Origin of the sequence: Flavobacterium pallidum (assembly GCF_003097535.1) — a bacterium.
GTDB lineage: Bacteria > Bacteroidota > Bacteroidia > Flavobacteriales > Flavobacteriaceae > Flavobacterium > Flavobacterium pallidum.
The window spans coordinates 1822248-1844133 of sequence record NZ_CP029187.1; the positions used below are offsets into that span (position 1 = coordinate 1822248).

A 21886-nucleotide genomic window follows, 5' to 3' on the forward strand; every position below is an offset into this window, starting at 1 on the left:
ATCATGAAAAGAATATCAATCTTAGCTTTAGCGTTTGTAACGCTGTCTGCCTCACTTTTAACAAGTTGTGAAGCTGCCAAAAATACTAATAATGCACAACGTGGTGCTGCAATAGGTGCCATTGGCGGTGCCATTGCCGGTGGAATTATCGGGAATAACGCAGGTAAAGGTGGTAAAGGTGCTCTTGGCGCAGTAATCGGCGGTGTTGTAGGTGGTGTTGCCGGTGGCGTTATCGGTAACAAGATGGACAAGCAGGCACGTGAAATTGACAACGCCATCCCAGGTGCTGAAGTCGAAAGGGTAGGAGAAGGCATTAAATTGACGCTGAATGAAAATGCAGTCCGCTTCGATACCGGAAAGTCAACGCTTACTGCAACAGCGACAGCCAATCTTGATAAACTCGTGAAGGTATTTAATGATTATCCAGATACCAATATTGTGATTTACGGTTATACCGACAGCACAGGTTCTTTGCAGATAAACCAGACGCTTTCTGAGCAAAGGGCAGCTTCTGTTAAAAATTATTTATCAGGTAAAGGCATCTCTGCAGCGCGTTTCACAACTACAGGCATGGGTCCTGCTGATCCTATTGCTACCAATGAAACTCCTGAAGGAAGAAGCCAGAACAGGCGTGTTGAATTTGCCATCACCGCAAATCAGAAAATGATCCAGGACGCAGAACAGGAAGCGAAAAAATAATCTATCGTTTTTTCAAAAAACCGGTCTTCACAGGCCGGTTTTTTTATGCATTGTTTTTTCAATTTTTTTGAAAGATATTTAACAAATGTTTTCATGTTTCAGAAATTATTGAAACGTAAATTTACTGTGAATTTAAAAACATAGTTTTTATGGCAACAGCGAAAAAAAATACTAATAAAAAGGAGTTAACCGATGACAATCAGATTATTGCATGGTACATGGAAGATGCGCTTGAAAGCGAAGGCAAAACTTTAAATGTTTACAATTTTTGTAAAAAGCATGACATTGCGGAAGTTGATTTTTTTACTTTCTTTGGTTCGCTGGATGCTGTAAAACAGGAAATCTGGTTGCGGTTTTTTGAGAATGCGATTGCGGCGATTGAAAAAGAACCTGGTTACATTTCTTATTCAGAAAAGAATAAATTACTGACGCTGTATTTCACCCTTTTCGAAATCCTGACGCTGAATCGCAGTTATGTGCTTTTTGCCTTAAAGGAAAATGGGGAAGGGCTTAAAAACCTGATCCAGCTCAAACCATTCAGAAACCGTTTCAAGGATTTTATCGTATATCTGTTTAAGGAAAACGAAACCAAAGTGATGGCGAAAATGAAGAAGGTCACTACACCGGTTTTATCTGAAGGGGCGTGGGTTCAGTTCTTATTCATATTGAAATTCTGGTTGGAAGACAATTCGAAATCATTTGAAAAAACGGATATTATCATCGAAAAATCGGTAAACACCGTAGTAGATTTATTAGACACAAAGCCATTGGAAAGCCTCATAGATTTAGGAAAATTCATATGGAAAGAAAGAAGGTCGGCGCTATGAAGACATTAGATAAAATTCCGACTGGTAAAATTGAGCGCGCAGGCCAATTGGTCAAAACCGGATTGAAGGTAGGCGGGAATTACGTGGCCTATTATGGTGAAAGAATCGTAAATCCTTCGCTGACCCGTGAAAAGCTTAATGAAAATAATGCTGAAGACATTTACGACGGACTCAAAAACCTGAAAGGCAGTGCGCTAAAAGTGGCGCAAATGCTTAGCATGGACAAAAATATTATGCCAAAAGCTTACGTTGATAAATTTTCGTTGGCACAATTTTCGGTTCCGCCATTGTCAGCGCCATTAGTCCGAAAAACATTCAGGACCTGGTACGGGAAATATCCTGAAGAAGTTTTTGATTCGTTTACTCCGGATTCCGTAAACGCTGCGAGTATCGGGCAAGTGCATAAGGCTACAAAAAATGGGAAAAAGCTCGCCGTGAAAATACAATATCCGGGAGTGGCAGAAAGCATCAGTTCCGACCTGGCGTTGGTCAAGCCCTTTGCAACAAGGATGTTTAACCTTCGCGGAAAAGATTCTGAAAGGTATTTCAAAGAAGTCGAGCATAAACTTCTGGAAGAGACGGATTATGAGCTGGAGTTGGCTCAAGGTGTTGCGATTGCGAAATCCTGTGAGAAAATCAGCGGAATAAAATTCCCTTCATATTACCCGGAATGGTCCTCAAAGAAAACCATTACAATGGACTGGATGCAGGGCGAGCACCTTTCAGAGTTTACGGCGCACAATAAAAGCAGGGAAACCGGCGATAAACTCGGCCAGGCACTTTGGGATTTTTATATGTACCAGATGCATGGGCTGCGTGAAGTGCATGCTGATCCACATCCGGGGAATTTCCTTGTTGATAAGGATTCGAACCTTGTTGCTATTGATTTCGGATGCATAAAAAAAGTCCCTGAGGATTTTTATAATCCATATTTTGAATTGGCAAATCCTGAAATCATTGAAAATTCGTTGCTATTCAGGGAGAAATTATATGAATTGGAAATATTGCGAAGCGATGATACTTTGGAGGAAATCGCTTATTTCTCTGATATTTTCCAAAGGCTGATGCGTTTTTTTACAAAGCCGCACCATGAACCGAATTTCGATTTTTCAGACCCGGAATTCTTTGATGAAATTGCAGCTTTAAGTGAAGAATTTGCAAATGATACGAAACTCAGGAGGATGAACGGCAACCGCGGCTCAGAACATTTTATATATGTGAACCGCACTTTTTTTGGGCTTTATTGCTTGCTGAATGATTTAAAGGCAAGGGTTGATACCCAGCACTATAAGGTTTATCTTGATTAAGGTAATTTGTTTATTATTGGTTAGGTTGGTTAGGGCGGCGCTCCACGTTTGAGTTTGCCGCCCTAACTTTTTTGGGTTCTATCTGTTGTAGAAAAAATGGCGATTTTAACAAATGGTGTGTTTTTTGCACAATGACATGTCTGGAGGAAATCGTTTTTTGCTTTCGGGGAAAGGGTCATAGCAGCCCTATGAAATAATTCCGATTATTCAATGCGTAAAGCACACAGCAATCGTTAAATTTTCAATATAGCAAATATTTAATCCTAAAACATATTTGTTGCGATACTTTTGTTAAAACGATTTTACAACATAGGATTTTGGTCATGAAGCGTTACTTTTGCAAAAATCAATTTTACCTGCCAAATGCTCCGTGTTAAGAATATTTCCTTTGCTTACGATACTGAAACCGTTATCAATAACATTGACTTTACTCTTAAAAAAGGCGAGAACCTGTCCATTATCGGGGAAAGCGGTTGTGGTAAAAGCACGCTGCTGAAACTCATTTACGGACTTTATGACCTCGACTCAGGAGCTATTTCATGGAATGGGAATGACATTCTTGGCCCAAAATTCCACTTGGTTCCAGGGATACCGGAAATGAAATACCTTGCGCAGGATTTTGATCTGATGCCCTATGTAACTGTCGCTGAGAATGTCGGGAAATTCCTTTCTAATATGTATCCCGAAGAAAAGGAAGCCCGGATTACGGAACTGCTTGAAATGGTCGAAATGAATAATTTTGCTCATACCAAGGCAAAATATTTAAGCGGCGGCCAGCAGCAGCGTGTGGCTTTGGCGAGGGTTTTGGCACTGGAACCGGAATTGCTGCTGCTCGACGAACCTTTCAGTAATATTGACAGTTTCAGGAAAGGGGCGCTGCGCAGGAATTTATTTGCTTATCTGAAACACAAAGGCATCAGTTGTATTATCGCATCTCATGACAGCGTCGATGCACTTTCATTCTCAGACCATATGCTCGTGATGCGCCACGGCACGATCGTGACATTCGATGAATCGAAATCGGTTTACCTGAAACCAGGAAGCCGCTATACCGCTTCGCTTTTCGGGGAAGTTAATGAAATTGCGCTGCATTTGCTGATCCCTTTCGAAGATCGGGACAAAACGATGCTGTTGTATGCACATGAATTGTATCCCGATGAGGGTTCTGATTTAAAAGTGGTGGTGAAGCAATGTTATTTCAAGGGCGGGAATTATCTTGTAAAAAGCGTACGGGATAAAAAAATCATATTTTTCGAGAATCCATATGAGATTCCGTTAAACCAGGAAATCGGACTTACCGCAGATATGGACGTGGTATTGAACCGCTTGTAGATTTCCCGATTTTCTAAAATAAATGTACATTTACATGATTTATATTTATTTAAGATGAAAAAATATTACGCCCTGCTTGTACTGGTGTCTTCATTTATGTCTGCCCAATTGCAATGGACCCCATTTACCAATGTATATGAAAATGAGAATGACCAACGTTACGACGACGTGTTTTTCCTGAATGAAAATACGGGCTGGGCGGCTAATGGCTATTACTCTAAAGTATACAAAACCACCGATGGCGGTGCCAATTGGAACCTACAACTGGAGTTGGAAGCCGGAAATGCGTATTTCCGCAATATCGAATTCCTGAACGAAAATATCGGCTTCGTCGGCACGCTGAACAATGTATTCCTTAAAACCATTGATGGCGGGACCAATTGGGCGCCTGTGACCAATCTTCCAGATAATGTTCCGGCCATTTGCGGATTGTCGGCTGTAGGGGCATCGACCATTTATGGCTGTGGCGCTTATTTTTCTCCGGCGTATATCATCAAATCTGTGGATAGCGGCGACAATTGGCAGTTTATAGACATGAGTGCCTATGCCAATGCTTTGGTGGAAATCCTCTTTATAGACGAAAATACCGGATTCGCTTCCGGTAAAAATGATAACGGTGGTGTAATCCTAAAGACAATTGATGGTGGTGCCAACTGGACACCGCTTTACAATACGGGAATTCCGGGTGAATATGTATGGAAACTGCAGGATTTAGATGCCAACGGACAGGTTCTGTTCGGATCCGTGGAATCGGTTTCGCCATTGTTGGGTAAACTGGTCAAATCGATTGACGGGGGTGCCAATTGGGTCAGCAAGGAAGTACCGGATACCGATATACAGGCTGTCGGCTTTGTTACTGAAACCCACGGCTGGATGGGTGGGCATGCTACGGGTTTGCTTGAAACTACAGATGGCGGCGACACCTGGACCGATACCGGCGTGGGCAGTAATATGAACAGGATTGTTGTTGTCAATGATCATCTGGCATATGCATCAGGAACTACAATTTATAAACTTACTGAGCAAAACCTTTCCGTCCCGGATTTTACTGAGAGTCCGAGAAAACCGCTGGTTGCTTCATTAAGCCCAAATCCGGTAAAAGACAAGCTCAACCTTTCCGTAGCGTTTATCGGTGCGGACCATTTGGTGATTGAACTGTATGACAGTACGGGAAAATTGATCAAACAATTGAAACGTGACGCGATCGATGGCGCATCCGTTAAAAATTATTCCTTCGATTTTCCTTATGCGTCGGGAGTGTATGTTGTCAATCTACACAGCAATACCGGCAGACAATCCATAAAATTTGTAAAATCGGCGAATTTCTAAAAAACCGCGGCCTAAATTGCCAATTCCGAAATAAGTCCTATCTTGTGGTGTTAAGATTGTCTTTTTAGCAATTTTCGGCATAACCAAATACATTTATATGTACAATTCAAAAATCAGCGGACTGGGATTTTATGTGCCCGATAATATCGTTACAAATGACGATTTGTCTAAAGTGATCGACACCAATGACGAATGGATTCAGGAACGCACCGGTATTAAGGAGCGTAGGCACATCATCCGTGGTGAAGACAATACCACGGGTATGGGCGTAAAGGCAGCCCGTATTGCCATTGAGCGTGCCGGAGTGGCTTATGAAGATATCGATTTTATCGTTTTTGCGACATTGAGCCCTGATTATTATTTCCCTGGCCCTGGAGTTAGCGTGCAAAAAGAGCTGGGTTTGAAAACCGTTGGCGCACTCGATATCAGGAATCAATGTTCGGGATTTGTGTATGGGATTTCTGTAGCCGATCAATATATCAAGACGGGAATGTACAGTAATATTCTTGTAATCGGTTCCGAAGTACATTCAGTGGGATTGGACATGACGACACGTGGGCGCGGTGTTTCCGTGATTTTTGGGGATGGGGCAGGAGCTGCCGTGTTGAGTAGGGAAGAAGACCATATGAAAGGTATCCTGTCGACTCACCTGCATTCCGAAGGGGCACATGCGGAGGAACTTTTCCTTGATGCGCCGGGCATGGGTTCAAGGTGGGTCACCGATATCATTGCAGATAACGATCCGGAAGATGAAAGTTACTATCCGCATATGAACGGGCAGTTTGTATTCAAGAATGCGGTTGTGCGTTTTACCGAAGTGATCAATGAGGGCCTGTTGGCAAACAACCTTTCTGTTTCCGATATCAATATGCTGATTCCGCACCAGGCGAACCTCAGGATCTCTCAATTCATCCAGCGTAAATTTCAGCTTGACGACAGCCAGGTTTACAATAATATCCAGCAATACGGCAATACCACCGCAGCGTCCATTCCGATTGCGTTGACGGAGGCCTGGGAAAAAGGCAAAATCAAATCCGGTGACCTCGTGGTGCTTGCGGCTTTTGGAAGCGGGTTTACCTGGGGAAGCGTCATCATCAGGTGGTAAATCAGTAGACAGTTTGCAGTGGCAGCAGGCAGTTTTTGGAAGAGATAATATAAAGTGTGGAGATTCCCTAGCCCGGATGGAAGCGGCATCCTTTTGTGGCCGCAGCGCAGCGGAGGCCGCAAAAGATATAGCGGACAGCCGGAATAGCTCCTGAAAAAATAAACCCCGAACATTTGTCCGGGGTTAATTATTTTATGAAACACGTATTTTAGAAAAGTCCGCCGCCACCCTGTTTGGTGTTGTCATCCCTGTATTTACGCTGTAAAGCCCTGTTTTTACCGGCACCGAACATGAAATTGAAATTGACATATACAGACTGGCTTTCCCAGGTGAACTGCCCATGCTGCGGATAAGGATTGTCGCCCTCGAACGCAAATCGCATGGTGTTGAACATATCGTTGAAACGGACGCTCAGTGTCGCCTTGTTTTTCAGGAAACTGTAGCGTGCCCCGGCATCGATTTTGTACATTTCCTTTCCGTTGAACTGGATGCCGTTCACCCCGCCACGGTAGAAGCCGAAAAGCAGGAAACTCAGTTTTTTAGTCGCCTTGAAGTTGTTGTTCATCCTGGCGTTGAAGGCATTGGCGGTGATTTCAGTCTGTACCGATTCGAAATCGTTAATGGCCGGATTGAATACTGATATGATTCCTTTCTGGCTGATGCTTGAGAAGTCGATGGCCGGCTGTACATCCCACCATTTATTGATTTTGTAGTTTGACGACAGCTCGAATCCAAAAGATTTGTTGTTATCAAAGTTGTCAAAAAGCATGATCTGGTTTTGGGTATTGTCCGGGTCTGGAATCAGGATCCTGCTGATTTCATCATTGATGATGCGGTAGAAAACACCTGCTGATATCGAGCCTTTTTCGAGCATGCGCGTATAATTCACTTCCATCGAGTTGGTGAATTGCGGGTCAAGTTCAGGATTTCCTATGGATTTGAACCGCACGGTGCTGAACTCACGGATTGGCGATGTCTGCTCTAAACTTGGCCTGTCCACACGACGGCTGTAGCTCCATTGAAGGCTGTTTTTATCGTTGAGTTGGTAAGTAAGGTACGCAGACGGGTAAAGCGTGAAGTAATCGTCCTCGTATGCTTTTGCACCATTATTGGTAGCTTCAACCTTGTAACTTTCAAAGCGTGCCCCAAGCTGGTAGCTGAACTTTTGAAACTTTTGCCCAAAAGTGGCATAGGCCGAATAGATATCGACATCATATAAAAATTTGATGTAAGGAAGCTCCCCGGTTTGATTGGTAAAATAATCGTTGTCTGTCCTGATAGTACGTGATTCGGCGCCAAGCTCCAGCGTGGTCTTGTCATTCAATGGGTTTACATAATCAACGTTGATAGTGGAATTTTTCCTGCGTTGCACTTTAAAGTCATTATAATCTGCTGAAGTGGTATTGCCTGAACGGTCAAATGCTCCCGACTGCTCGTCTTTAGACCAGTTGTGGTTTGCCTCGATATCCAAAGTATGGCCTTCCTTATTGAAAAGGTGTTTGTATGCGAGATTGTAGGTACTGTTGTTATTATCATTCCGGTAATGATCGTCAGAAGAAAAATCCAATGCCGGCGAAGTAAATAAGTTATCGGTATGGATGTAGCCGTCGCCTACGAGAATGTTTTGATTCGTATAGGCCGAAATCGTATTGTGGTCATTGATGTAGAAATCCATCCCGATTTTATAGAGGTGTGATTTGTTGTCATTTTTAATATCGAAAAGCTGGCTTGAATTGTCGTCTTCCCTTGTGACATCACCATTGTTGAACTGGTAACCGAAGTTGTTTCCATATGTCCCGAAGAAGTTGACTTTTCCGCGGCGGTAGTTCATGTCAATCGAACTGTTGGATTTTGGTGTTGTGGCAAAAGTAGCTCCGGTATTGACACTGGCGTTGAAACCGTCATTGGCATTTTTGTGCAGGACGATATTGATGATTCCGGACATCCCTTCAGGATTGTACTTTGCGCTTGGATTGGTAATCAATTCAATTTTTTTGATGGAAGTGGAAGGGATTTGCTTGAGCAGTTGCGCGGCATCAATATTTGTTGGCCTTCCGTCAACCAAAACACGGACATTTTGGTTTCCGCGGAGTGATATTTTTCCATCCTGATCCACATTCACCGAAGGAATATTTCCCATAATGTCTGATGCGGTAGCGCCTGCAGTGGTGAGGTCACGTCCTACATTGATTACTTTCCTGTCGATTTTTTGTTCGACCGTTGATCTTTCCTGGACCACTGTTACGCCTTCCAGTTCTGTACTTTCTTCCTGCAGGCTGATTTTATTAAGGTTGATGCTCTTTTGATTTGCTGAAAGCTCGATTTCCGTTTTATAGGTTTTGTAGCCTATGAACTGGATTTCGACGGAGTATTTTTTTAATTCGAGATTTTTGATTTCGAAATTCCCGTTGTCGTCGGTAATGCCACCTGTTGTGACTTTGTCATCGGCTTTTACTACTATAGTGGCATAGGAAATGGGAATGTTGCTGTTGCTGTCGGCCACTTTTCCCGAAAGAGAGCCTTGATTCTGGGCTTTCATCGAGAAGATTCCTGCAACAAAAAAGAGAAGTGCAATTTTTAATTTCATGGGTTTGGTTTTGATGATGTTTGTTTTAAATCGAGTGGTTAGTCATGTATAAGTGTCGAATGTTACAGTGGTTTGTTTTTTATTTGCATCGGCGCATAAAAAAAAGCTTCCTTTTTGGGGAAGCTTTTTAAATTCTTAAAATTGATTATCGTACTAAAGAGAAGTGCGATTTGTATTCTTTAGGATTGCCCGTTAAAGGATCTACATAAATCAGCGTGAACCAGTAATCGTCGGCCGGTAAAGGCTGTCCACTGATGTTTCCATCCCATCCTGGTCCGTTTGATGTAATTTGTGTTACCAACTTTCCATAACGGTCGAAAATCTGGATTCGGGAAACTGAACCTGGAGCAATATTGTTCATGCCGTTCAGCGTCCATACATCATTGATACCATCACCATTCGGTGTGAAATAGGTTGGGCTGCTTACCAATTCTACAGAGAACGGTGCAGGAGTAGCACCACAACCATTAATATCACTTACAAGGATTTCATGGACTCCACCTGAAACATTTTCGAACACCGCTTCAGTCTGTGGCTCTTGTCCATCCAGTGAATAAACAAAGTTGGCAGTACTTGTACCTATATAAGGTATCGCCTCAATAGTAATAGTCTGGTGGTCGGTAAACCAACCTGTAGTCGTTACATTAACGCTTGCAGGTCTTGCAGATTCGATGATGTTTACTGTTATTGGAGCAGATTCACACATATTTACTCCATTCGCACGGATAACAAGGTGGTAAGTTCCAGCTTCTGTCGTTTGCAAATTAGGCGTAGTGGCCACTACAACATCATCTGCATCAGTCCATGTAAAGCTGTAAGAACCGGCACCTGTTCCACCAGGATAACCACTCTCAATATAAGCAGCTGTTACTTCTCCTGTATCAGGATCGATACAAATAATACCGCTTAAATCAGCATCAATGTGCGGTTGTGGGACAACATTGGTAAGGATCTCAGTATTGGCATTACATCCTGTAGCATTCTGGATACGTGCCCAAACTGGGTTTACGGCGCTATCCGGAGCAGGGGTACCATCAGTAGTGATGGCATTTGTCTGCATTTCCTGATCTATAAAGGAAGGATAATATGTTACAGTAAAATCAGCAGGGTTTTGTGATCCTAATACTGAAGCAGTAAATTTATCAAGGTCAATAGACGTTACGAAATCATCTGGATTGGCATCGCTGTCACAAACTATAAGCAATGCAGGGTCTGTTACCTGATTGGCTACTGCATCTGCCAGTTTGGTTACAATAAACGATGTTTCACTTGTACAGCCACCTGAAGGATCAGTTCCAAATATATAAATGGTTTGTGTCGTGTCGATTGATGTGCCTGCAGTCAGCATGTTTCCTGTTCCTCCCTGACCAGTATAGTAGTTGGCGTTAGGAGTAGTGAGTGCTGGTAAAAGATACGCGTCGCAACCATTGTAAGGAGGAAGAGTTTCCACCTGGTAAATGCTGATAAGCTTATCTTCATTTGGAGCGGCACAGGTACCGTTAATGGCATATACGAAAAGCGTAGTTGTCGTAGAAATTTCTGTTCCTGGAGCGATTTGCGTTCCAGTACCGTTTGGTCCTGTATAGTAGCCAGCTCCTGGAGTGATTAGCGCAGGCAATATATAAGGCTGGCATCTGTAAATATCAGCATAATCAGCCGGATCCAATACAGGCGTAATGGTTACGTTAACGTTAAAAGTGTCTGAATCATTACAATTTGGATTCGTGGCACTTTCAGCGTATACATATACAGGTTGACTGGCAGTAAGCGTCAAATTCGTGATTTGGCTGGTATGCGCAGAATCGTTGTAATAATTACCTACCGTAATCGCTGGCAATACCACCTGATCACAACCTGCAAGATCTGTCACAGGTGCTAATATTGGCGTAGCAGAAATGTTTACGGTAAGCGTCACAGGAGTTGTATTTGCACAGGTACCATTGTGAGCTGTAATGGTAATGACATCAGATGTATTGATTGCGTTACCAGGGAATACTTCTGTTCCTGATGAAAGGAAATAATGATCAACTGATCCGGTAGAAACCGTAAACATAGCATCATTGTATGCTGGTAATATATATTGGTCACATACTTCCAGAGTGGTGTCGCCATCCACAGGGTCACTTACTGACAGTACAGGTGATGTTGTAATGTTTACATCAAAACTATCAGTGGTTTCACAGTTGTTAGGATTGTTGACAGCCATTACATATACAGTCTGGCTCGTAGTCAGCGTCAAGTTCGTGATTGGAGTGGTATGTGCGGCATCGCTAAAATAATTTCCAGTCGTCAGCGGTGCTAAAATAACCTGGTCACAACCTGCGATATCAGCAACAGCAGGTGTAATTACAGGATAAGGTGTAATGTTAATATTCCAAACCGCTTCCGTGTAACAAGCTACCGTATTTTCAGGCGAAATAATACCTGCATATACATAAATAGGAGTGGTTGTAGAAATCACATCGTTTGGCATCAATTCCGTTCCCAGTCCGCCAGGTTGCGTATAATAATGATTCACTGCATTGGCCGGTGTTGTTGAGAACGAACTGTATGCTGGTAAAGTGTAAGAACCACACACATTCACATCAGTAAATGCATTGATTACAGGTTGCGCATATTGCGTTACAGTAAACGATGTTTCATCCCTACAAGGTACTGGCTCGCCATCATCCGCATACAGGTAAAAAGTCCTTGTTTCGGTTGCTCCAGGAACATTCCTGATTACGTGATAAGGCATTACAAGTTTGGTTCCTGTTCCTGCTGGTCCGCCTGGCGCATCGTAATAGTCACCAAAGTTGTTTGGGATTGCCGGCAATACGAAATCATCATCACAAGTATATTGATTAGGTACTACAGGAACATCCACGATACTGAATGATACCGTGAAGCTGTCTTCGGCATCACATACTCCAGGCGTAGTCCCTGGCTGATATACATAAATAGTCCGCACACCTGAAGTGGTTTGTGTAATTGTGTTTCCGGCAATTGGATCTACTCCACCTGGCTGGTTGTAAAAACCGCCTGGATGCGTTAAAGTAGGCAATGTATACGTAGTTGAGTTACAAGGTGCCACTGCATCCGCAAAAATATCCACAATAGGTGTATCGTTAATAGTTACGGTAAAGTATTCCTCCACATGGCAGGTCTGTTGGGTTTTGCCAAGATAGAACGTGTGTACTCCGGCTCCGGTAACAACATAATTGTTAGGGTTGTTGTTATCGGCTACAAGCACACCATTAGGGTATGTTCCTTCATAATATTTGGATCCGCCGGGTCCGCCATAAGGGTTAGAAGGAAGTACATAAAAATCACATTGTGCAGGAACATCCGCAATGGCAGGTATTGGCGCCAACGTGATATTTACAGTAAACTTATAATCTGTTCCACCAGGTGCATAAGTACATGGCTGGCCAGGAACATAAACGAATATTACGTTTTGTCCGGCGGTAGTCAACGCTCCGGCAGGTATTACGGAACCGCCTCCGGCAGATTGTGGCGCGGTATGGTATTCCCCGATAGTCAATGCAGGCAGTGTGAAATTAGAACAGGTATTGAAAGTCTGGCCGTTATTGAAAGGGAATGGGTTTGGTGTCAGGCTTGTAAGTACATTAAACGATACATCATCATTCGTACAAGGACCTGACTGCTGGTGAAGGTAGATTGTCGTATTGTTTACAGTGATCGGGTCACCAAAGAACTTCTGTGTACCAGTCTGGTTTGGCCCTGTCCAATAGGTTACCTGTGGATTATTAGGCATGTTTGTTCCTAATATATAGGTGTTGCAATTGAATTGATTCGGGTAATCCCCATCAACAATAGGAGTAAATGGTATAATATTTATAGAAACCGGCTTCCTGTCAAAACAAGCTGTAGTGAAACCTTCGGAATCAACATGCACGTATAATGTAGTCGTGGTATTAATCGGAGAACCCGCAGGAATTGGTACATTTCCAGTGCCTGGAGCAGCATCGTTTGGAACATACACCCCATATGGCAATTCCGGAAGTAAAAACTGTGTACAAATTGGAGTTGATGGGATATCCTGTGTCCAGGAAGTCAAATTTACTTTTGTGACTTGAAAGCTACTTTCGTTCGGGCAGATATTACCGCCCGGGTTATTGTAAATAAAAATTTCCTGAGTCGTATTGATTAAGGCACCAACAGCTAGTTCGGTTCCTCCTCCATCAGTATCCGTAAAATACTTGGATGTTGGCTCAGTCAATGCAGGAAGCGCATAACCAGCACTGCTGCTGCATATTACAACGTCATCAAGTGTTTCAATTGGAGCTTTTGGTGTAGCAGTAATGGTAAAAGCTGGAGCGGCTGCCGGAAGCACTACAAAACAACCTGGGTTACCTATTAATTCCACCCTCACAAAAATATCCTTTGTCGTCTGGTTATTCAGGTTCGTTAATGGCGACGTTCCGGTCTGTGCATTTGTAGCCGAAATATAATACCTTACCACATAAGCTGTAGGGTCCTGCGAACCAAGGATGATAGGGGTAATCTGCGCCAGGTTGAAATTGGCCCTTGCCGGTAAAGTAGGGTAATTGCTCGCGCATTTAGTGAAAATAGCCGCAACAGCCGGCGTAGCCATGTTAGGCGTATTTATCACAGGATCTGGCGTATACTTCAACAGGAATGACTTGGTTTCAAAACAAGGTGAAGTACCGCTTTGGATTCTTGCATAAATCGTAACACCGGCCACTGCAGCAGCATGTGTAACCACTTGCGTTGTAGATAGCGGACTTACGTTGTTGTTCGCATTGTTCTGTGTAGCATGGTAAGTAATGATGGCATCAGAAGGAAGGCCTGCCATCATAAATGTAGTGTTTGGCGTCAGGTCAAAACTGTGCGTTGCATTACTGGCTTCACATGATTTGAACAAATTAGGCGGTTGCGGTGCAAACAATGGATTGTATACTTCTACAATGATCGAATCATCAAAAGGATCGCAATTTTGCCTTGTATAATGTAATGTATACGTGTGCGTGGTATTTTCACCCAATGCCTGAAGGTTTAAGGTAGGGCCTGTTTGTGCTGGTGAATAAGGTTGCCCGTCTTTGAGCCATTCGTAAATAGTTCCGGCTGGCAGCGGAGTTACAGGAGCCAAAGTTGGCATAATTCCACCAGGACAGATAGCATCCCTCGGAGGCGTTGCAGTAGCATTGGTAGCGGTATAGTCAAGTCCTAAGACTTCACTACCGATATTAAAGGTATTGGCGCCAAAAAATACAGCAGAATCGTATAGCGGGCTCGGGTTGTTATTTGAATCCACACCATCAGCAATAACAAGTTTAATGGTGTAAGTGTGCGTAATATCCACAACATCCGAAGCAGTCATCTTAATCGTTTGTCCATTGAAGTTGATAGCAGGGCCGAAACCGCTACCATTATACGCTCCAAAAAAATTCGGGTTTACTGAAGGACAAGTAGAGTTGTAAGTATTATTCCTGATGGTAGCCACAGAAATTGGCGAACTGCCATTCACAAGAGCTAGGTTTTTAGAAATTCCGGTATTGTTATCAGTAAGGATAAAAGCAAAAGCATCAGAGAAATTACACTGTAATGCACCATATTCTTCAGAAGCGAAAACGAAATCAAAACTGAAGTTTGCTGAAACCGGTACAAAATTGAACTTCAGGAATGACGCATTGGTCGAATTAAAAGTGATCCCCGATTGTAAAAGAATATTCTGAAGATCAGCATCTCCGGTCCAGGCCGCATTACCATCACTGAGTGTGGTAGTGTTAGGAGTAGCCGGATTGACTCCAGGAATTTTGGTCACGTCACCTGTTGACAATACAACCCCTTTTGCAAATGGGAAATTAGGGTTGTTACTGGTATTCTCGAAGTACCCGATCCCATTTACGGAACCGAAATTCGTACCAGTTTGTGCCACTACACCCTGAGCTGTATTACATTGCCCGCTAATCAGGACTTCATTCACCAGCTGGTCAGGATTGTACGTTGTCGTGTTCACCGATATCGCCTGCGAAAAACCTGCAAACGATGCCAATAACATCAATAAAAATAAACTTTTTTTCATAACCACATTATAAATTTTAAGGAAACAAACATAACAATAATTTTATAAATAATTCTAAAAAATGCTAAAATCGTGTTAACATTAAGGCATAGGTTGTTATTTTAACATTTGCAACGTTTGCAATGCTATTTTACTAACTTTTATAACACTTTTTCGGAATTACATCTATCTTTGCGCTTTCAAATTCGAAAGACATGGATTTACAACAGATTTTGACCGTAAAAATCAAAGATGCGATACGCATTTTATTTGATATTGATATTGACAAAATCGAGTTTCAGGTCACAAGAAAGGATTTTGAAGGGGACGTCACCCTCGTGCTCTTTCCATTGCTTAAACAGTTAAAAAGTGGTTTACCCTACTTGGGAAATGAAATTGGCACGTTTCTTGTTGAAAACACCGATCTGGTGACCCGTTTCAACGTAGTTTCCGGTTTCCTCAACCTCGTGATTGACGACACCTATTATATAACGTATTTCAATTCCATTAAATCAGATGCCGATTTCGGTTTTGTAACGCCTGCTGAAGGTTCAAAATCGGTGATGGTCGAATATTCTTCACCCAATACCAACAAACCGCTGCACCTCGGCCATGTCCGCAACATCCTCCTGGGTTCTTCCGTCGCCGAAATCATTAAGGCATCTGGTAAAAATGTATATAAAACCCAGATCATTAACGACCGCGGCATCCATATTTGTAAATCGATGATTGCCTGGCAGCAGTTTGGGCAAAATGAAACGCCGGAATCCTCAGGTTTGAAAGGGGATAAGGTAGTCGGGAATTTCTACGTGGCGTTTGATAAGGAATATAAAACCCAGATAAATGAGTTGATGGCTCAGGGCCAAAGCGAAGACGAAGCCAAAAAGAAGGCCCCGATCATGCTCGAAGCCCAGCAGATGCTGCTTGATTGGGAAGCCGGTAAACCGGAAGTGATCGCGCTTTGGGAAAAAATGAACCAATGGGTGTATTCCGGTTTCGCTGAAACCTATAAACGCCTTGGCGTAAATTTCGATAAAAATTATTATGAAAGCGATACCTATTTATTAGGGAAGGAAGTGGTGCAGTTCGGACTTGAAAAAGGCATCTTCGAAAAAGATCCTGACGGGTCCGTTTGGATTGACCTTACCAACGAAGGCCTTGACCGTAAAATCGTACTGCGTTCCGATGGTACCGCTGTTTATATGACGCAGGATATCGGCACCGCCATCCAGCGTGTAAAAGATTTCCCTGATGTAGGCGGGATGGTGTACACGGTCGGGAACGAACAGGATTATCATTTCAAAGTACTGTTCCTGATTTTGAAAAAACTCGGTTTTGACTGGGCCGAATCGCTATTCCATCTTTCTTACGGGATGGTGGATTTGCCTTCCGGAAAGATGAAAAGCCGCGAAGGCACTGTTGTCGATGCCGATGACCTTATTTCAGAAATGGTCGACACGGCCGGAAAGATTTCAGAAGAACTCGGCAAGCTCGACGGCTATTCCGATGAGGAAAAGAAACGCCTGCACGAAATTATTGGCCTCGGCGCATTGAAATATTATATATTAAAGGTAGACCCGAAAAAACGGATCCTTTTCAACCCGGAGGAATCCGTAGATTTTGCTGGTAATACAGGGCCTTTCATCCAGTATACTTATGCCAGGATCCAGTCCATCATCCGCAAAGCTGATTTTGATTTTTCAGCAGAGATTGTTAATAATGTTCTGGACCCGAAAGAAAAAGAACTCATCAAGTTACTCCAGCTTTTTCCTGAAGTGATCCAAAATGCCGCTGATATGCACAGTCCGGCCCTGATTGCGAATTACACTTACGAACTGGTCAAAGAATACAATTCGTTTTACCAGGCGGTACCGATTTTAGGGGCCAGCGATCCTTCACAAAAGTCCCTCCGTGTGCAGCTTTCCAAAAAAGTAGCCGATACCATCGCATCCGCTTTTGCGTTGCTCGGCATCCAGGTGCCTGAGCGCATGTAATCAATCGTAATCCCGTTTCAGTGAATCCTAAATCGTATTTTTTCCGCTCTTTCCTGATCGTCCTGCTGTCAGCCATATTCTTTTTGGGTGTCAAAAGGATCCTGCCGAAAAGGATTTTTTCCGAAAAGGCGGGGAATGTGAGAAATGTGCTCGTCGACAGCATGCTCATCGACGCCTTTGAAGCGGAAACGGATTCTTCACGTGCAGATATCGGCGATACGCTTGCCAACCAGCCCATTACATATTATGAAACCAATGGGATCAAATTCCCTGAAGAGCCATACGAGGATTACAAAGGGAACCAATACCTGATTCCATTTTACGAGAAATTATACCAGCTCGAAACCGCCCAAAACGGGAATGTCCGCATCGCCTATTTCGGCGATTCCATGACCGATGGCGATATGATCGTGCAGGATTTAAGAAACAATTTCCAAAACCGTTACGGAGGGAAAGGCGTCGGTTTCGTGGCGATTACCTCTGAATCCGCAGCTTCGCGCAGTTCCATCGTACATGAATATTCTGCGAACTGGAAAATGCAGTCCTACCTGAATGTGAAACATCCGTTGCGTCCTTTCGGCATAAACGGACATGTGTTTTTTGCCAATGATACCGTGAAACCGGCGTGGGTGAAATATAAAAACGGAAAGTACACCGCGCAGCTCGACAATCCGACGCTTTTCTACGGAAGTGCCGATAATAAAAAAGGCGAAATCAGTTATGTCATTGGAAAAGATACTTTGCATAAAAAGCTGGTTGCCGATAATCTATTGAATACGCTGACTTTATCACAGGGCGGACTCAAATCCGTAAAGGTTGATTTTAAGAACGCACGTACTGTCCCGGTATATGGTTTTAATTTCGATGACGGAAAAGGGGTTCATATCGACAATTTCTCACAACGCGGGAACTCCGGGATCCCGATCTCGAATTTCGATGTCGCGCTGATGAAGGCGTTCCAGAAAAAACTCAATTATGACCTGATCGTATTGCATTACGGTACGAATGTATTGAATTATGGCACAAAGGATTACGGCTGGTATGAACGAAGCATGACACGCACCGTGAACCGCCTTCGCGAATGTTTTCCTGGTGTTTCCATCCTGATTATTTCCACCGCCGACAAATCGACCAAATACGATACGGAAATGAAAACCGATTCTGCCGTCGTACCATTAAGCCGTGCGCAGAAACATTATGCGCTGAAAACCGGAGCCGGTTTTGTAAACCTCTACACCCTGATGGGCGGTGATGGTTCGATGGTAAAATGGGTCGAGGAATCCCCAGCCATGGCCAACAAGGATTATACACATTTCAATTTCCGTGGCGCTAAAAAAGTGGCGGCTATGATTTACAATCAGTTGAGCCAGGGCTACGACGAGTTTAAGATATTGAGGAAGAAAAGGGATAATGATGGCAAGGAAATCGAGGAGCATCCAGGTGACAGCATCAATCCTGAAAATGAAGTGCCAGATGAGGAATAAATTATTTTTAGTATTGATTTTGTTGTTTTCGCTTCCGCAGATGCATGCGCAGGTGGTTGACTCTACTTTGGTGGAAACGGACTCGGTTGAAGTGGACACCATTCCGATTATCATTCCGGAAAACGGCATCCAGAACCCGATGGCGATTTCCGCTTTCCTTGAGAAACTGTACAAACTCGAAAAAAACCATTCGGGCAAAATCAATATCGTGCACATTGGGGATTCCCACATCCAGGCTGATCTGATGACAAACCGGGTGCGAGAATCGCTGCAGGCTTTTTTCGGAAACGGTGGCCGCGGCTTCATTTTTCCACACAGCCTTGCAAAGACGAACGGCTCGTGGGACGTGAAGTTTACATCGAACGGAAGTTGGGAAAACCACCGCATCGTATCATCCGTAAACGTTAGTAAGGTTGGGCTTAGCGGTATCGCGCTGACTTCCAGAAACGATGATTTTGCCATTGAGCTCAATGCGAAGGAGCAGGACAATTTCTTCAATACGATTAAAATCATCACGCCGGATAATGAGGATACTTTCAACATCGCTACGGCCAAAAGAACCATTTCGTTTGAATCGAACGTGCCGAAATCCATTACGCATAAAATCAAGAACGGAGAAGCTTTATCAATCATAGCTGATAAATACAACGTTTCCATAGCACAGCTCAAAAAGGCAAATGGTTTGAAAAACGACCGCATTCGCGCCGGAAAAACGCTGAAGATTCCATCAAACGAAATGCAGAAAAAGAAGATTGAGCGTTCTGAATTTATCCCTTTACCGTTATTGGCAGATGATGACAGCCACTTTTATGTCACGCAGGAACGCCTCGACAAGATATACCTGTTGCCGAATAAAACCGCAAATAATTGCACCCTAAACGGAATCGTTATTGAGAATAATGATCCTGGAATCATTTACCATAATATTGGGGTAAATGGCGCGAAACTTTCGGATTATAACAAATATCCGATGTTTTTTGAGCAATTGAAAGCCCTGCAGCCCGATTTGATTGTAGTGGCTTTAGGCACGAATGAATCTTTTGACAAAATGAAATCGGAAGATTATATGATACAATTGGAATTGTTCATGCAAAATGTCCGAAAACAGGAAACCGGCACAGAAATCCTCGTTGCGACACCTTCACCTTCGATGTTCAGGAGGAAAATTCCGAATGTATATGTTGCGGATTATGCGCAGAAAATCCTGAACGTTGCCGCTGAAAATAATTATGCAGTCTGGGATATGTATGCGCAGTTGGGCGGTTTATATGGCGTGACGCGCAACTACAGGCAGGGATTTATGGCCGGGGACCGGGTGCATTATTCTAAAGCGGGCTATGAAAAGCAAGGCGATTTGCTTAGCGATGCCATTCTCGCGACATTCCGCAATTATAAAAATTCGAAACAATAAAAATGGGGTTCGCAGAGGTACAGCATTGGTTTACGACAATTTTCGGGCACGTCACCACCGCCGACGTACGCAGCTGGTATACGTATGATCCAAAGCACCCGATTTTATTCAACACAGCACTTTTTCTGGGCTTATTCCTTGTCTTTTATCCGATCTATATTTTGACGACAAAAGCAAAGACCCATGCGATGCGCAACCTTTATGTGTTCGCATTTTCGTTGTTTTTCTATTATAAATCCAGCGGTGCTTATTTTGTGTTGCTGCTTTTTTCAGGCGTAGTGGATTACAACCTGGCAAAACTTTTATACCAGGAAGTGATTGAAGGGTACAGGAAATTTTATCTCGTGTTAAGCGTCATCCTGAATCTTTGCTTTCTCGGCTATTTCAAATACACGAATTTCCTGATCGAAAATTACAACGGCCTTTTCGACGGACATTTGAAATTCCATGACATCATCCTTCCGGTAGGGATTTCATTCTACACCTTCCAGTCAATGAGTTATATCATCGATATTTACCGGCGTGAACTGAAACCGACGAAGAATATCCTCGATTATATGTTCTTCGTATCGTTTTTTCCGCAATTGGTGGCCGGGCCCATCGTGCGCGCTTCGGAATTCATCCCGCAGATTTATGCCAAACTGAAATTGTCGCGGGAAGATGTGAATAATGCATTGTTCCTCATTATTGGTGGTTTGGTAAAAAAAACTTTCATCTCCGATTACATTTCGCTGAATTTCGTCGACCGTGTTTTTGATTCCCCGAAAAGCTTTACCGCATTTGAAAACCTGATGGCATCCTATGGCTACACCATACAGATTTACTGCGATTTCTCAGGATATTCCGACATGGCCATCGGAATTGCATTGTTGATGGGTTTTAAGCTTTCAGTGAATTTCCGTACACCCTATAAGTCTGCCTCGATTACCGAATTTTGGAGGAGGTGGCACATTTCTTTGTCAACCTGGCTTCGCGATTACCTGTATATTTCAGTTGGCGGAAACAGGAAAGGGTCGTTCGGCGGATTTTTGTTCCCCTGCCTTTTCTTTGCCGGGTTGATTGTTTTCGGAACAGTTTATTTGGATAAAACTCCCATTCCGCTGATCGTCTCTTTAGCAGCACTTTTCGTTTTCATACTTGCGTTCCTTTTGTCAAAAAACAGAAAACGCACACTTTACACTAATGTCAACCTGATGACCACAATGCTGCTTGGCGGACTTTGGCATGGCCCGAGTTTCCGTTTCATCATCTGGGGTGCACTGCACGGAATGGCTTTGGCGGTAAACAAGATTTTTTCAGAGTATTTCCCTGAAAAAAATCCGGATAAAAAGACTTTCGGCAAAGGTTTTAAACGATTCATTTCCGTAGTCATTACATTTCATTTCGTGGCATTTTGCTGGATATTTTTCCGAGCCAGGGATTTTGCTACGGCGTTTGATGTGATTGGGATGATCGGGAAACTGAATTTCCATGTCAATGAATGGGCCATCATCATTATGGGTTATAAAAACGTATTTCTTGTTATGCTGATCGGTTATGTCTGGCATTTCCTTCCGAATCCTGTAACTGGCCTTATGAAAACCTCTTTTGACAGACTGCCTATTGTTGGTAAGGCATTGGTATTGTCGTTGGCTTTCTGGGTGGTTTACGCCACTTCAACCAGCGGAACACAGCCTTTCATTTATTTCCAGTTTTAATTTTAGCTTTGTCAGTAAAAAGTGCTCATTAATCGTATTTAAAAATTAACAAAAGGTATACTTTTTACGTAATGGCAAGTCCCGGG

Annotated in this window: 12 protein-coding genes; 10 read left to right on the top strand and 2 right to left on the bottom strand. The window is 43.2% G+C overall.

Features of this window, described 5'->3' with window-relative positions; translation table 11 throughout:
- The first annotated feature begins 3 nt into the window (after positions 1-3).
- The 6 genes from HYN49_RS07360 (at position 4) to HYN49_RS07385 (ending at position 6599) form a co-directional block, all read left to right on the top strand.
- Positions 4-699, top strand: coding sequence for an OmpA family protein (locus HYN49_RS07360; RefSeq protein WP_108904987.1), 696 nt, complete (start codon positions 4-6; stop codon positions 697-699).
- 149 nt (positions 700-848) lie between these two features.
- Positions 849-1526 (top strand): TetR family transcriptional regulator C-terminal domain-containing protein, encoded by a 678-nt coding sequence (locus HYN49_RS07365; RefSeq protein ID WP_108903518.1) that lies wholly within the window; start codon positions 849-851, stop codon positions 1524-1526.
- Positions 1523-2833: an ABC1 kinase family protein gene (locus HYN49_RS07370; RefSeq protein WP_108903519.1), complete on the top strand. Its 1311-nt coding sequence runs from the start codon at positions 1523-1525 to the stop codon at positions 2831-2833. Before HYN49_RS07365 ends, HYN49_RS07370 begins: the two co-directional genes overlap by 4 nt.
- A gap of 363 nt (positions 2834-3196) precedes the next feature.
- On the top strand, positions 3197-4165 hold the full coding sequence (locus HYN49_RS07375; RefSeq protein ID WP_108903520.1) for an ABC transporter ATP-binding protein: 969 nt from the start codon (positions 3197-3199) through the stop codon (positions 4163-4165).
- A 54-nt stretch (positions 4166-4219) separates the two neighbouring features.
- Positions 4220-5494 carry a YCF48-related protein gene (locus tag HYN49_RS07380; RefSeq protein ID WP_108903521.1) on the top strand — a complete coding sequence of 425 codons (1275 nt, stop codon included), beginning with the start codon at positions 4220-4222 and terminating at the stop codon, positions 5492-5494.
- 97 nt (positions 5495-5591) lie between these two features.
- Positions 5592-6599 carry a 3-oxoacyl-ACP synthase III family protein gene (locus HYN49_RS07385; protein WP_108903522.1) on the top strand — a complete coding sequence of 336 codons (1008 nt, stop codon included), beginning with the start codon at positions 5592-5594 and terminating at the stop codon, positions 6597-6599.
- Between the two features lie 208 nt (positions 6600-6807).
- On the opposite strand, the gene HYN49_RS07390 is transcribed toward HYN49_RS07385, so the two are convergent.
- A complete protein-coding gene (locus HYN49_RS07390) occupies positions 6808-9186 on the bottom strand; it encodes a TonB-dependent receptor domain-containing protein (RefSeq protein ID WP_108903523.1) in 2379 nt (792 codons plus the stop codon).
- Between the two features lie 145 nt (positions 9187-9331).
- On the bottom strand, positions 9332-15235 hold the full coding sequence (locus HYN49_RS07395; protein WP_108903524.1) for a T9SS type B sorting domain-containing protein: 5904 nt from the start codon (positions 15233-15235) through the stop codon (positions 9332-9334).
- A gap of 194 nt (positions 15236-15429) precedes the next feature.
- Here HYN49_RS07395 and argS point away from each other — a divergent pair, with 194 nt between their 5' ends.
- The 4 genes from argS to HYN49_RS07415 are packed head-to-tail and all read left to right on the top strand — an operon-like array spanning position 15430 to position 21800.
- The gene (gene argS, locus HYN49_RS07400) at positions 15430-17208 is read left to right on the top strand and encodes an arginine--tRNA ligase (protein WP_108903525.1); all 1779 of its coding nucleotides are present in this window, start codon (positions 15430-15432) and stop codon (positions 17206-17208) included.
- A 20-nt stretch (positions 17209-17228) separates the two neighbouring features.
- A complete protein-coding gene (locus HYN49_RS07405) occupies positions 17229-18692 on the top strand; it encodes a GDSL-type esterase/lipase family protein (protein WP_108903526.1) in 1464 nt (487 codons plus the stop codon).
- Entirely contained in the window at positions 18619-20103 is a 1485-nt protein-coding gene (locus tag HYN49_RS07410; RefSeq protein ID WP_245892147.1) for a GDSL-type esterase/lipase family protein, read from the top strand. The genes HYN49_RS07405 and HYN49_RS07410 overlap by 74 nt, the downstream gene beginning before the upstream one ends.
- Positions 20104-20105: 2 nt before the next feature.
- On the top strand, positions 20106-21800 hold the full coding sequence (locus tag HYN49_RS07415) for an MBOAT family O-acyltransferase (RefSeq protein ID WP_108903527.1): 1695 nt from the start codon (positions 20106-20108) through the stop codon (positions 21798-21800).
- Positions 21801-21886: the final 86 nt, after the last annotated feature.